The organism is Treponema denticola (assembly GCF_024181645.1).
In the GTDB taxonomy this organism is placed as follows: domain Bacteria; phylum Spirochaetota; class Spirochaetia; order Treponematales; family Treponemataceae; genus Treponema_B; species Treponema_B denticola_A.
The window spans coordinates 2,729,556-2,741,692 of sequence record NZ_CP058624.1; the positions used below are offsets into that span (position 1 = coordinate 2,729,556).

Annotated in this window: 14 protein-coding genes and 2 pseudogenes; 11 read left to right on the forward strand and 5 right to left on the reverse strand. The window is 41.6% G+C overall.

Annotation, left to right across the window (positions count from 1 at the left end; translation table 11 throughout):
• Positions 1 to 117: 117 nt before the first annotated feature.
• The 3 genes from HO345_RS12805 to HO345_RS12815 all read right to left on the reverse strand — a co-directional run bounded on the left by HO345_RS12805 (position 118) and on the right by HO345_RS12815 (position 4,215).
• Complete coding sequence (locus HO345_RS12805) at positions 118 to 2,001, reverse strand: tetratricopeptide repeat protein (RefSeq protein ID WP_253683238.1); 1,884 nt, start codon at positions 1,999 to 2,001, stop codon at positions 118 to 120.
• 4 nt (positions 2,002 to 2,005) lie between these two features.
• Positions 2,006 to 3,013: a phosphate acetyltransferase gene (gene pta / locus HO345_RS12810; RefSeq protein WP_253683239.1), complete on the reverse strand. Its 1,008-nt coding sequence runs from the start codon at positions 3,011 to 3,013 to the stop codon at positions 2,006 to 2,008.
• Positions 3,014 to 3,135: 122 nt separating this feature from the next.
• Positions 3,136 to 4,215: a biotin--[acetyl-CoA-carboxylase] ligase gene (locus HO345_RS12815; protein ID WP_253683240.1), complete on the reverse strand. Its 1,080-nt coding sequence runs from the start codon at positions 4,213 to 4,215 to the stop codon at positions 3,136 to 3,138.
• A 106-nt stretch (positions 4,216 to 4,321) separates the two neighbouring features.
• Here HO345_RS12815 and HO345_RS12820 point away from each other — a divergent pair, with 106 nt between their 5' ends.
• Positions 4,322 to 5,974, forward strand: a complete 1,653-nt coding sequence (locus HO345_RS12820; protein WP_253683241.1) for an AMP-binding protein — start codon at positions 4,322 to 4,324, stop codon at positions 5,972 to 5,974.
• A gap of 4 nt (positions 5,975 to 5,978) precedes the next feature.
• Here HO345_RS12820 and HO345_RS12825 read toward each other — a convergent pair whose 3' ends face one another.
• A complete protein-coding gene (locus HO345_RS12825) occupies positions 5,979 to 6,833 on the reverse strand; it encodes an Rpn family recombination-promoting nuclease/putative transposase (RefSeq protein ID WP_253683242.1) in 855 nt (284 codons plus the stop codon).
• A 184-nt stretch (positions 6,834 to 7,017) separates the two neighbouring features.
• Here HO345_RS12825 and fabF point away from each other — a divergent pair, with 184 nt between their 5' ends.
• From fabF to HO345_RS13250, 9 genes and pseudogenes are all read left to right on the forward strand, one after another.
• The gene (gene fabF / locus HO345_RS12830; RefSeq protein WP_002673329.1) at positions 7,018 to 8,253 is read left to right on the forward strand and encodes a beta-ketoacyl-ACP synthase II; all 1,236 of its coding nucleotides are present in this window, start codon (positions 7,018 to 7,020) and stop codon (positions 8,251 to 8,253) included.
• A 236-nt stretch (positions 8,254 to 8,489) separates the two neighbouring features.
• The gene (locus tag HO345_RS12835) at positions 8,490 to 8,738 is read left to right on the forward strand and encodes an AbrB/MazE/SpoVT family DNA-binding domain-containing protein (RefSeq protein ID WP_002666876.1); all 249 of its coding nucleotides are present in this window, start codon (positions 8,490 to 8,492) and stop codon (positions 8,736 to 8,738) included.
• Positions 8,735 to 9,154 (forward strand): putative toxin-antitoxin system toxin component, PIN family, encoded by a 420-nt coding sequence (locus tag HO345_RS12840; protein WP_002680893.1) that lies wholly within the window; start codon positions 8,735 to 8,737, stop codon positions 9,152 to 9,154. Before HO345_RS12835 ends, HO345_RS12840 begins: the two co-directional genes overlap by 4 nt.
• Positions 9,155 to 9,163: 9 nt before the next feature.
• Positions 9,164 to 9,301, forward strand: coding sequence for a hypothetical protein (locus HO345_RS12845; protein WP_253683243.1), 138 nt, complete (start codon positions 9,164 to 9,166; stop codon positions 9,299 to 9,301).
• 2 nt (positions 9,302 to 9,303) lie between these two features.
• Positions 9,304 to 9,816, forward strand: coding sequence for a hypothetical protein (locus tag HO345_RS12850; RefSeq protein ID WP_253683244.1), 513 nt, complete (start codon positions 9,304 to 9,306; stop codon positions 9,814 to 9,816).
• Positions 9,813 to 10,283, forward strand: a complete 471-nt coding sequence (gene imm9, locus HO345_RS12855; protein WP_253683245.1) for an Imm9 family immunity protein — start codon at positions 9,813 to 9,815, stop codon at positions 10,281 to 10,283. Before HO345_RS12850 ends, imm9 begins: the two co-directional genes overlap by 4 nt.
• Positions 10,284 to 10,432: 149 nt before the next feature.
• Positions 10,433 to 10,939: an RHS repeat-associated core domain-containing protein gene (locus tag HO345_RS12860; protein WP_301338711.1), complete on the forward strand. Its 507-nt coding sequence runs from the start codon at positions 10,433 to 10,435 to the stop codon at positions 10,937 to 10,939.
• On the forward strand, positions 10,939 to 11,223 hold the full coding sequence (locus HO345_RS12865) for an Imm32 family immunity protein (protein WP_253683246.1): 285 nt from the start codon (positions 10,939 to 10,941) through the stop codon (positions 11,221 to 11,223). The genes HO345_RS12860 and HO345_RS12865 overlap by 1 nt, the downstream gene beginning before the upstream one ends.
• Before the next feature lie 62 nt (positions 11,224 to 11,285).
• Positions 11,286 to 11,552, forward strand: a pseudogene (locus HO345_RS13250) (hypothetical protein); the annotation flags it as partial.
• A gap of 136 nt (positions 11,553 to 11,688) precedes the next feature.
• Here HO345_RS13250 and HO345_RS13180 read toward each other — a convergent pair.
• The gene (locus HO345_RS13180; protein WP_366796403.1) at positions 11,689 to 11,904 is read right to left on the reverse strand and encodes a plasmid mobilization protein; all 216 of its coding nucleotides are present in this window, start codon (positions 11,902 to 11,904) and stop codon (positions 11,689 to 11,691) included.
• A 41-nt stretch (positions 11,905 to 11,945) separates the two neighbouring features.
• Here HO345_RS13180 and HO345_RS12870 point away from each other — a divergent pair.
• A pseudogene (locus tag HO345_RS12870) lies at positions 11,946 to 12,086 on the forward strand (beta-ketoacyl-ACP synthase II); the annotation flags it as partial.
• Positions 12,087 to 12,137 lie beyond the last annotated feature (51 nt).

Sequence of the window (12,137 nt, forward strand, 5' to 3'; positions counted from 1 at the left end):
ATAATGATATAGAATGAAGTCTAAATTTATACGAACTTGACATAATAAATTAGTCTAAGAGCTGCTTCCCAGCCCTTAGCTTTAAAGCCGGTAAGAACAGCTGTTTCTACCTCCAAATTATTTCCCATAGGCCTTTTCCAAGAATTCGGCAGCATGTTTGTTTTTAGGTTCTTTTTCCAATATGTATTGAAAAGTTTTTATTGCCTCTTCTTTCTTTTTTAGGCGCATTTGAAGGATGCCTTTGATGAGCATGGAATCGGTCTTAATGCCGAACATTTTTTCGGCAGCTTTTAAAAGATCGAGGGCGACTTTTGTTTGCCCCATTTTATCAAGACAGAAGACGAGGTTGTGTAATAAAAGTCTTTCTTCCGGTTTAGCCCTAAGCATCTTTCTATAAAGAATAGCGGCTTTTTGGTATTGTCCTGCCTTTCTTCGGAACAAAGCAAGCTCGGGATCAAAATTAACTTTTTTGCCTTGGCTCATTAAAATTTCAAGCTGATTGCCGGCATCTTCCCAACGTTCACATTTTTCCAAAAATAGTACATAGTCCCGTCTTATGTAGATATTCTTTCCCCATTCATTTAGATAGGCTCCATAAGCTTCATCAGCTTCCTTATGTAACTGTAAATTTTCGTAAGAGGCGATAATTCCTATTTTAGCTTCTTCATCTTTTTCATTGATGCTCAAAGCCCTTTCATACCAGCCGAGGGCAAGGTCGGGCATGTTCAGTTTTATGTAGCAGCAGCCCATCGCATTAAAAATAGCCGAATCGGCTCTTCCGTTTTGAATAAGAGCTTGAAGATGAGGCAATACCTCTTCGGGGGGATTATCGATATGGGCAGCGGTAATTATTTTATAATAATAAATATCGTTCGCATCGCAAACACCGCTTGCTTCGGCCCGCAGAATTTCGGCACTAAGCTCCTCCCAGCGGTATGCTTCTTGGAGGGCAAGCATTATGCCGTAATGCGGATAAGGATTTTCAGGTTCGTGTTCAATTGCGCACTTATAATGTCCCAAGGCTGTGTTGGTATTGCCCATCGAACGCTGAGCTTCGGCAGCGAGGAGGCGTATTTCGGCATCGCTTCCAAAGGTTTTAATAAAGATACGGGCAGCAACGGCAGCTCTTGAGTAATCGCCCCGCTCCATATGTTTTTTAATAACGCCCATTGCAAAAAAGCGATCCGAAACTCCGTCATCGGGAATCTCAATACCAAGCTTTGCAAAATCTTCGGCCGCTCCGGCAGCATCGCCCAGCTGCATCTTGATCATTGCAGGGTACCATTTTAGCGCCGGATCATCTGGCTCGAATTCGCAAGCCGCTTCGTATTGGCCTAGGGCCTCCGGAAGATAGCCTTCCATTTTTAGGGCGTGAGCAAGATAGAGGCGCGGAGCAACTCCGTCTATGCCGTTTTTTATTGCAAAGCTGAACATTTGGCGAGCCATATCTGCATTGCCGTTTCTTAATTCATAAATTCCTTCAACAAAAAGAGAATTTAAATATCCGGCATTCAGCTTTGTATCCGAAGGAGCAAACTTTAAGGCTTCTTCAAAGGTTTCTCTGGCAAGACGCGGTTTTTTCCATTTTAGATAGGCCGAACCTAGCATTGCTCTTGTTTCAAGAGGATGGGGATTTAGCTTTAAGCTTTTTTCAAGACAATAAACAGCTCTGTCATACTGCCCTGCCGCCAAATAGGAACGGCCCAAAAAAAAGAAACCCATAGGAAGACCCGTACTATTTGCGGACGAGTCCGATGAGCATCTTTTAACATAGGCCTTACCATAGGCTATTGATCTGCCGTAATTGTTTACGGCAGCCCATGCCCTTGAAAGGTATAAATATATTTCGGGATTTCCCTTTTTTTCGCCGTAAAAGGGAGAAGATACTTCGGCTAAGCCTTCTGCGGCTAAGTTTTCTAAAATTAAAATTGAAGTCTTATAGTCGCGTTTTTTTCCGGCTTCAATAGCTTCATTTATAAGCGCATTTACAGACTTAGCCATAAGTTTATTTTCTTCCGGCTTGAACCAAGGTTACAGCCGAGGTGGTGATTATGTCGTCTACCGAGCAGCCTCTGGAAAGGTCGGATATGGGCTTTGCAAAGCCTTGGAGGAAGGGCCCGAGGGCCTCTGCTCCTGCAATCCTCTGTACCAGTTTATATCCTATGTTTCCGGCTCCGAGGTCGGGGAAGATAAGGGTATTGGCCTGTCCTTTTACGGGAGAGTCGGCGGCTTTCTTTTGCATAACGGAAGGAACAATGGCGCAGTCCAACTGGATTTCTCCGTCAAAGACAAAATCGGGTTTTCTTTCCTGTAAGATTTTTACGGCTTCGCGGACGCGTAAAATATTTTCATCTTTGTCGCCGCCCGAGCCCTTGGTAGAAAAGGATAGCATTGCAACAATCGGCTCAACCCCGGCAAAGGTTCGGCAGCTCATAGCTGCGGAGCAGGCAATGTCGGCCAACTGTTCCGAACTGGGAGTCGGAATTACGGCACAGTCCGAAAAGATAAAGACTCCGTTTGCTCCGAGTTTAGGATTTTTTGTATCCATCAAAAAGCAAGAAGAAGCGGTTTTCATTCCCGGAAGAGTTCCGATAACTTTTAAACCTGCACGGAGTACATCGGCTGTTGTGTTTAAGGCTCCTGCAACCATTGCATCCGCCTTATCTTGAACCAACATCATTGCTGCGAAGCCCAGCTCCGCACTCATTTCTATTTTAGCCTGTTCAAGGGTCATACCCTTGGCCTTTCTTTTTTCGTAATAGCTTTCGGCAAAGGAGTCGAGCCATTCCGATTTTTTCGGATCGATTATCTTGATTCCGTCAAGCTTTACCCCTGCCTTAGAAGCCGCTGCAGAAACAGCATCATCGGAACCGATTAAAAAAAGCTCCGATACCAATTTTTCGTCTACGATAGATCGGGCTGCTTTGAGAGTCCTTTCTTCAGTACCTTCAGGTAAAACAAGGCGGTTAGCATACATCTTTGCCTTTCTTTTCATTTCATCTACAAAACTCATAATTTTTTCTCCTTAATCTTTTCCGTATGTTTAAATTGGACTAACAATTTTTACTTACATCGTATTTTAGCACTTTTCAATATTTATGTCTAGCAAAGCATTTATCCAAAAGATAAGCTTTTTTAAGTTTCAAGTTCCAAACTAACTTCGCCCGAAATTAACTCATCTTTTTTGCCGTCATCGGTTTCTATGATAAGATGCCCTAAATCGCTGATTCCCAAAACCAAGGCTTCATAAGGGGTATCGGCAAAGGGCAGAACCCTTACCTTTTTTCCCGTAAGGAGGGAGAGGCTTTTATATTCTTCCATTAAGCTTTCTTGAGAATGCAGACCGTAGAGGGCTTCAATCAGGCTCGATATAATTGAAGAAGCTAAAACATTCCGGTTGAGGGAAGGCGCTTCGGCTTCACTAAAAGATGAGCCGGTTTCATTAAAAAGTTTGCCGGCTTCGGTAAAGAGAGCGCCGGCCTTGTTTTTTATTTCCGGAGGAAAATTAGACTCTTTTACATTGAGGCCTATGCCGATAATTACGGCCTGCACTGAGGAAGTTTCCATATCGATAATTCCCTCGCTTAAAATGCCGCAGATTTTTTTTCCGTTAAGATAAATATCGTTTACCCACTTAATTTGCGGAGTAAAACCAAGAGCCTTTAAGCAGCGGCAGATAACCGTTGCCGAAATTGCCGTGTAAAGAGCGGAAGCGGGTACTTCCTTTTCAGTCCTTGCCGGAATTGAGGGGCAAAAAATCAGACTAAAATATAACCCCGCTCCTCTTGGCGAATAAAAACTGCGTGAAAAGCGGCCTCTCCCGGCACTTTGATGCTCGGCAAAAAGAACCGTTCCGTGAAGGGACTCGGCTCTGCTTGAAGAATTTAAACGCCTTTTTGCCTCGGTATTAGTGGAATCTATTGTCTTAAAAACTTCAACCTTCCCCTTGCAAATAGATTGAGCAAAGGCAGATAGGTTCTTTTCAATTAAAAAAGCATTCAGCACATCTGAAGAGGATTTTAGAATATAGCCCTTGTTTTTTCCGCCTTCAATTTTATAACCTTCATCCCTTAGCTTTTGCACAGCCTTCCAGACGGAAACCCTCGAAAGGCCTAAGTGCAAAGCCGCTTCTTCGCCCGAAAGGGGGCTTCCGTTTTGTTCTATAAGCATATCCAAAAGGATATCACTCGTTGTCCTTGATATAAGTTCTCCCATAAAAGTCCCTATAAATTCATCAAATGGAATTCTAGCATATTTTTCATTTTTTTTCTATTGCAACCTTTTTGGAACAGCTTTGTCTATAACCTTATAAGGTAAATCTATGTTTTATAAAGAATATATAAACTATACTGAAAGCGATGATTGGGAAACCGTACATAATTCTTTTTCAGTCAAAGCTCCCGAGAATTTTAATTTTGCTTATGACATAATAGATAGAATAGCGAAGGAATACCCCGAAAAGGAGGCTCTCGTCTGGTGCGATGAAACCGAAGAAAGGATTTTTTCGTTCGGAGAATTGGCAAAGCAGATAAATAAAACGGCCAACTTTTTTAAGGCGATGGGAATAGGAAGAGGCGACACGGTTTTGCTTTTTTTGCGAAGAAGATACGAGTTTTGGTTTGTTCTTCCTGCCCTGCACAAAATAGGGGCAATAGCCGTTCCCGCAACTGTCCAACTGGCAGCCCACGATATCGAATACCGTATTCAATCAGCCAATATAAAAATGATAATGGCCGTACAAGAAAAAAATTTGCAAGAAGAAATTCAAAAAGCTGCCGAGTCCGCTTATAATAAGCCCCTTCTTGCCTGGGTTCATGACGAAATGGATGGCTGGATTTCCTTTGATGAACTCGTAAAAAATATGAGTGATGAGTTCACTCCTCCCCAAGGAGAAGCCTACCCTTGCGGAAAGGACACCGCTCTTTTGTACTTTACCTCAGGCACTTCGGGTAATCCCAAAATGGTGGAGCATAATTTTTTATATCCGCTTGGGCACATTGCAACCGCAAAATTTTGGCAAAACGTCAAAGAAGGCGGAAGGCATTTAAGCGTTGCCGAAACAGGCTGGGCAAAGGCCATGTGGGGGAAAATTTACGGTCAATGGCTTTGCGGCTGTGCCGTCTTTGTATACGACATGAAAATGTTTATCCCTAAAAACATGCTCGAAAAATTATCAAAATACAGGATAACTTCCTTTTGTGCACCTCCCACCGTTTACAGGTACTTAATCCGCGAAAAAATAGACGATTACGATTTATCCTCATTAGAAGAATGTACAACGGCAGGTGAAGCCCTTAGCATGGACATCTTCACTACCTTTAAAGAAAAGACCGGAATAGAACTGCGGGAAGGCTATGGGCAAACAGAGCTTACCCTCACAACGGGAACCTTCCCCGGCATGAAAATAAAACCCGGCTCGATGGGAAAACCCGCACCCGGCTATGAGATAGATATTATCCGCCCCGACGGATCTTCTTGCAAGGCAGGAGAATCGGGAGAAATCATCTTGCGTTTGGATAAAAAGGTTCCTTTCGGAATGTTCGGAGGCTATTATAAAAATGAAGAAAAAACGGCCGAGGTTTTTAAGGATGGAGTTTACCACACAGGAGACGCCGCCTATAGGGATGAAGACGGTTATTTTTGGTTTGAAAGCCGAACCGATGACCTTATAAAAAGCTCCGGTTTCCGTATAAGCCCCTTTGAGGTGGAGTCGGTTCTTCTCCAGCATCCGGCAGTTTTTGAATGTGCGGTAACAGGCGTGCCCGACCCGAAAAGAGGTCAGGCGGTAAAGGCCTTTGTTGTTTTAAACAAAACCTATCGAGAGAGCCAAGCCTTAGAAAAAGAGCTTATGTTCTTTGCAAAGAAAAATGCGGCCCTCTACAAGGCCCCGCGTTCTCTCGAATTTGTAGAAACTTTGCCTAAAACCCATAACGGCAAGATAAGCCGAGCTGCAATCAGAAGCCGAAAGGATTGATACTTTATAAAGCTTCTATTTCTTTTAGGGTTAAACCTGTCGCTTTTATAATAGAATCTGTGCTAAAACCCATTTCAAGCAAATTTTTTGCCGTTTCGAGTGATTTTTGGTATGAACCCTCGGCAAAGGCTATTTCCCGTTCTTCTGCCCGTTGTACGGCTATATCTGTTTCATAATCATATTCGGCTAGTAACATGTTAATTACCTCCTTGGTCTTGCGCTTTAAATATTCACGCAAAATATTATTTTGTATACATTCTTCAACAGCTTTTTCAAAACCTTTTTGCGGATCTATTTCTTTCCATTTCCTTACCGTTTCTACAAATATACTATATTCCTGCATCATTTTACAGTTTTCCAATATAGGATGACGGTTTTGTTGATTTATGTTTATTACTTTAACAGTTAACTCAAGATTAGTTTCCGTTGTCTTTTCTATAAAAGCATCCGATAGTTTCAGTATTTTATCAGAAGGATAGCTTTCTTCTCCATTGTAAAAGACATAAAACTCTGGAGTTGGAATTTTTAATAGCTTACGGCTGTATTTTTCTTTTGATTCAAATAGAGTTTCATAAAGGCGGCTGACATATTCAAGGCAGCGCAAAGGCATGTTGGGGTTTATCGTTGATTGATGTTCAGCAAGTACTATTATTTTGTTATCCACGAGGTATGATACATCATTGTAAAATGTCATATACAAAACTTGATCAAGGCGGATGTTTTTTAAATCTTCCGTAGCTTTAAGTTCCGTTCCGTGTAAAGCATTATAAAGAGATAAAAAATTCTCTTTTGCTCTTTCATCTTCGCTGAACAAATCAACAAAAACCGAATCCTTGTATTTTCTGTTTGACGTACTCATAGCCGTTTCCTCACTGATTTTATTATAACATAGATTGGCAAGTTTTGTAAGAGAATACATTTTTATTGCAAAATTGATTTCCGCGGCTTCAGAAAAACCGGCCTTGACACACAGGCCGAAAGCAAGTAGACTTTGTTCTATAAAAGTTGTTATGTAGACAGACTGACATAAAAAAGGAGTTTATATGAGAAGAGTTGTAATTACAGGCCTCGGTGCCGTAACCCCCATAGGAAACACCCTGGATGAAACATGGGAAGGAATCAAAGCAGGTAAATGCGGAATCGGAAACATTACCCAATTTGATTGTTCCGATTTTAAGATTCAGATAGCGGCAGAGGTAAAAAACTTTGACGCTTCACAATTTATGGATAAAAAAGATGCCCGTAAAATGGCGCGGTTCACTCAATTTGCCGTAGCCGCAGCTTCACAGGCAATGAAGGACGCAGGCCTTTCAAAAGAAAACATCGATGCAAACCGCACAGGTATAATACTCGGAAACGGTATAGGCGGTTTTGAAATCTACCAAGAAGCCTTTAAAAAATACTTTCAAGTCGCTCCGGATCGTATTCCGCCGATGACTGTTCCTCTTCTTATTCCGAATGAGGCAGCCGGAAACATAAGTATGCAGTTCGGCATAAAGGGCCCGTCTTGGACCTTGGCTACGGCCTGTGCTTCCGGTACCGATGCTCTCGGAAACGCTTTAGACCTTGTCCGCTCAGGAAGGCTCGATGTATGTGTATCGGGCGGTACGGAAGCAACAATTACCGGTTTCGGCATAAGCGGTTTTACGATTTTGCAAACCCTCGCCTCAGGCGATCCTGCCAAGGCTTGCTGTCCCTTCGATAAAAAGCGCTCAGGCTTTGTAATGGGTGAAGGTTCCGGCATTCTCATTCTTGAAGAATATGAACATGCAAAAAAGAGAGGCGCTAAAATATATGCAGAATTTGCAGGCTATGGAGCTTCCTCCGATGCCTACCACTTAACCAGCCCCGACCCCTCAGGTGACGGAGGCGCTTTGGCCATCACCAACGCCCTCGCCGATGCAGGCGTAAAACCTGAAGAAGTTCAATACTATAATGCTCACGGAACCTCGACACCGATTAACGACCCTGCAGAAACGGCCATGATTAAAAAAGCTTTCGGCGACCATGCGTATAAAATGAAGGTTTCTTCAACCAAGTCGATGATAGGCCACTGCTTAGGTGCCGCAGGAGCTCTTGAAGCTATCTTCTGTATAAAGGCAATGGAAGAAGGATTTTATCCCCCGACCATCAACCTAACCGAACCCGACCTTGAAGCAGGATGCGATTTGGACTATGTTCCGAACAAGGGTGTCAAAGGCGAAATAAACTGCGCCGCCTCAGGCTCGCTCGGCTTCGGAGGCCACAACGGTGTCGCCGTCTTCAAAAAGATAAAGTAAGAGCTTTTTAAAAAGCTCTAATCAGATAAGCTAAAACCGAAACAATACATTTAACTTCGGCCCTCGGAATTCCCGTACCGAAGTTAAATGTTCAATTCTAAAAGAAAAAGAAATCGAAGACTTCATAAGAATAAATTTTTCAAATAAATAGGATAAAAAGATTTAATACAAATTATTGACAGAAAGTAATTAATTATTATATAATAGTATAAGTAAGGAAAGTAAGGAGGCGTTTTATGGAGCTTGCAAAACTAACATCTAAGGGTCAGATTACAATTCCGCTTGCGATAAGAAATATGCTCGGATTAAAAACCGGCGATAAAGTTTTTTTTGAAGAAAGCAGAGGAAAAGTTTATATTACAAATGCTTCTCAAATAACTTTAGCAAATATTCAGACTCAAATGCAAGGAGAAGCAGAAAAAGCCGGCTTTCAAACAGAAGATGACGTTATTGCTTATATTAAAGAGCTAAGGAAAAAGAGTTGAGGATTTTCATAGATTCAAACATTGTGATTTCTGCGATACTTTTCCCTGATGGTAAGGTTGCTAAAGTTTTTTCTCATTTGCTTGAAAATCATACGGTAATAATTTCTTCATATACAAAGGAAGAATGCAAAAAAGTTTTTGAAAATAAATTTCCATTTAAAAAAGAGTTATTGGGTATTTTCTTTGATGGAATTACTTTTGAAGAATTTAAGAGTCCCGATACAATTGATGAAAATAAATATCCAAAAGTTCGTGATATAAAAGATTTGCCGGTTCTTGTATCCGCAATTTTATCTGATTCAGATATTTTGATTACGGGAGACAAGGATTTTGAAGATGTAAAAATTGATAAACCGTTAATTTTTACACCATCAAAATATTTCGAATTGATTGCTGAAAAGTATGGATATATTTAGGAGGTAAATATGAAAGCTGCAGACCAAATTGCATCGCAAGCCCCTCGTGGACAAAAAAAGAAGACTTTTTTACAGGAGTTCGAAGTTCGAGTGAAGGACCCCGTAAGAAACAACCCCGACTTATTACGAAAAACAGGATGGATATAAATATGAAATGGTGGCAAATACAATTCCCCGAAGAGGAAACTTCCTCAACACCCCTAGCTATCTCTCCAGATGGGAAAAAAACACTTATAGACTGGATGGAGGCAATCGAATCTAACAGAAGATTTCCATTCCAATACAGACTATCCCCAAAAATGTCATTGGACGACTATATCGCCGATGACTTGGGTGTACCATTATTCTCAGAACAAGTTCGAAATATCATAGATGAATTAATGACAGGCGAGGAAGAAATTGAATGGTACGAAGTGTCCGTAGTTCAGTCAAGAAATCAGTATCGTTATTTTGCTCCAAAATTCACTAGAACTCTTGATATACTTAATGAAGACAGTTCTCTTTATGGGGTGAATAAGAGCATATTGATTAAAGCAGTACTCTCTGCGGAGAAGATAAAAAAATACTCGATTGTCCCAATTGTTGGTTCCTCTGAGGCGTTTTTCTTCCCAACGAGAATAGCGATCTCTGACAGAGTCAAAAAGGCGTTGAAAAAGTCATGAAGGAGCATATTGAGATATCATTTCCAAGTGAAATATCAAACTTAACAAGCCTAGAAATTGATCTGCAGGCTGTAGAAGTTAGGTTTAGTGAGATAGTAGATAAACTTGCGAAAGGACTTGATATAGGAGGAAGATCTTTGGTTATTTCTGTTATGACCAGAGCCTCGGATAGGGTTGGGGTAGCTAAACGTTCTTTTCGCTGGGGAGATCGGTATCGCTTATTTATCTCAATCGCCATTCCTAGTCATAAACAAACTCTATGGGGACTTCGAAAAGTAGAATGGTCTTTATGGAATCCGATATCAGACAGTAGGCACTTTTATTTCGTAGAAGAGATAGATTACTCAAGTTATAATACAATAGAGGACTACATTGTCGACGCAGCGACAAAAGCACTAATTCTACTTTTTACCAAAGGTGTAACATGTGGTGGGCATCGGATTAAATTCAGCAAATGCCCTTTATGACCCCGAACGCAAGCTTCGCAAGTACCTCCAAGGGGGTAAGATCGAGCAGTCGGGCGAGTGGCACTTCGAGTATGACAAGGATGGACAGCTTACCGAGAAGTACAAAGGATCGAACAAAGTGGTGGGACACTACCCGTCGCAGACTCGATATGAACGGTAAGATACTGGAGGAGGTGTACGACAGGAATGCCCCATACAGCGAGCAGATACGCATCCCATTCCTCTTCCAAGGACAGTACTACGACCACGAGACGGAGCTGGCTTACAACCGTTTCAGGTACTACTCACCAGAATTGGGGAGATATATTTCGGAAGACCCGATACGATTTGCTAGTGGAACGTTAGCACTGCATAACTATGTAGAAGATAGCAATAGCTGGCTGGATGTGTTGGGGTTAACATATAAGAGCAAAAAAATAGGTGAGGATGTTAATTCTAGCGTCACGGTATTCTCAAGGCAGAAGGTTGCCCACAATCAAGTAGAAATACATGTTGATAGCCATGGTCCCCATGTACACATCAATCGGGGAACAAAAAAAGAACAGTGTATAAACATATCAGGGTTGACTGTTGGACAGGCACAAGAAAAACTTCCTAAAAAAGTAGCACAGAATTCTCGTGTCCAAGACGCTCTTAAAAAGGCATTGGAGGATTGATGAAAAAAAGAAGCATAACGGTTCGCTATAACGAAGAGGGGATCCCGTATATTACACCCAAGTCAGGTTGTTATCTTTCCTTTCAGATCTCACCTATAGGAGGTGAGATTGAAATTTTGGGTAATGAAATCGGATTACAGCTTCTAGCAAGGAGCATCTTAGGTATAGCTAAAATGGAGGAGGTGGATATGACATATCATATCCACCTAGATGAATTGTACTCCTTAAATGAAGAAGGTAAGAGTTTTGTTATTCGTAAAATAGAGAATGACGATCTTAAGTGAAGAAGTATGGAGAGTAGTAAAATTGCGACTTTCTAGAACGACAAGGTGATAATAAAAAAAAAGAGTACTACTACATACGCTTCTATAATTATACAGACTTAATTAACCATACGTCATCTAATATTGTTTATGACAAGAAAGGCTTTATAAAGAAGCCTATAGAGCTACACTTAAGGACAGATATATCCCAACAGGTATTTATGACAGATAGTAGCTACTTCTTCAACAGGCTATTTTGTACTGATGAGTTTCGAAAAGCTTGCTTGGAAGCTTCTATTTATGGGGTGGAATTTGTGGAAGCGTTAAAAGCTGGAATCTATAAGCCATAATACTCTCAAGATAGTACGACTCGTATTGGGATTGTAGGTAATCCTACTGATTAGAATTATCCGCCGAGTAAGCGAGGCGAAGAAAAGTCATTGGGTTCTTAAATCCTCCCTTAGAGCTATCGCTTGCTCTTGTAGCTTAATGAGGAGCACGGAATACTTCTCGAGCTTGGCGATCATTCGTTGAGCCGTGGCTACGGAGTGGTAGCTGTATCAGCGTCTTCACGGCTTCGTTGTAGAGGATGCCGATCTGCTGGATAGAGGCGATGATGGAAGACAATTCACGGAGATGCTTCTCAGTGGACTTGTCCTTTGTAATAACCTTGAACGGCTCGCCTAAGACTCGGGCTCTCACATAGTCGCTCTTGGTCTTCGCTCCCGACTTTCGGTAGAGCCTCTCGACCTTCTCTTGGAGCAGGATGCGATTTGGACTATGTTCCGAACAAGGGTGTCAAAGGCGAAATAAACTGTGCCGCCTCAGGCTCTCTCGGTTTCGGAGGCCATAACGGCGTTGCCGTCTTTAAAAAGATAAAGTAAGGGCTTTTTAAAAAGCTCTAATCAGATAAGCTAAAACCGTTCAGAATGTAT

Bases quoted from the DNA above. Each gene is read 5' to 3' on its own strand.
- HO345_RS12835 (WP_002666876.1), top strand. From the start codon at position 8,490: ATGGAGCTTGCAAAACTAACATCTAAGGGTCAGATTACAATTCCGCTT.
- fabF (WP_002673329.1), top strand. From the start codon at position 7,018: ATGAGAAGAGTTGTAATTACAGGCCTCGGTGCCGTAACCCCCATAGGA.
- HO345_RS12815 (WP_253683240.1), bottom strand. From the start codon at position 4,215: ATGGGAGAACTTATATCAAGGACAACGAGTGATATCCTTTTGGATATG.
- HO345_RS12805 (WP_253683238.1), bottom strand. From the start codon at position 2,001: ATGGCTAAGTCTGTAAATGCGCTTATAAATGAAGCTATTGAAGCCGGA.
- HO345_RS12850 (WP_253683244.1), top strand. From the start codon at position 9,304: ATGAAATGGTGGCAAATACAATTCCCCGAAGAGGAAACTTCCTCAACA.
- imm9 (WP_253683245.1), top strand. From the start codon at position 9,813: ATGAAGGAGCATATTGAGATATCATTTCCAAGTGAAATATCAAACTTA.
- HO345_RS12845 (WP_253683243.1), top strand. From the start codon at position 9,164: ATGAAAGCTGCAGACCAAATTGCATCGCAAGCCCCTCGTGGACAAAAA.
- HO345_RS12820 (WP_253683241.1), top strand. From the start codon at position 4,322: ATGTTTTATAAAGAATATATAAACTATACTGAAAGCGATGATTGGGAA.
- HO345_RS12860 (WP_301338711.1), top strand. From the start codon at position 10,433: ATGAACGGTAAGATACTGGAGGAGGTGTACGACAGGAATGCCCCATAC.
- pta (WP_253683239.1), bottom strand. From the start codon at position 3,013: ATGAGTTTTGTAGATGAAATGAAAAGAAAGGCAAAGATGTATGCTAAC.
- HO345_RS12825 (WP_253683242.1), bottom strand. From the start codon at position 6,833: ATGAGTACGTCAAACAGAAAATACAAGGATTCGGTTTTTGTTGATTTG.
- HO345_RS12865 (WP_253683246.1), top strand. From the start codon at position 10,939: ATGAAAAAAAGAAGCATAACGGTTCGCTATAACGAAGAGGGGATCCCG.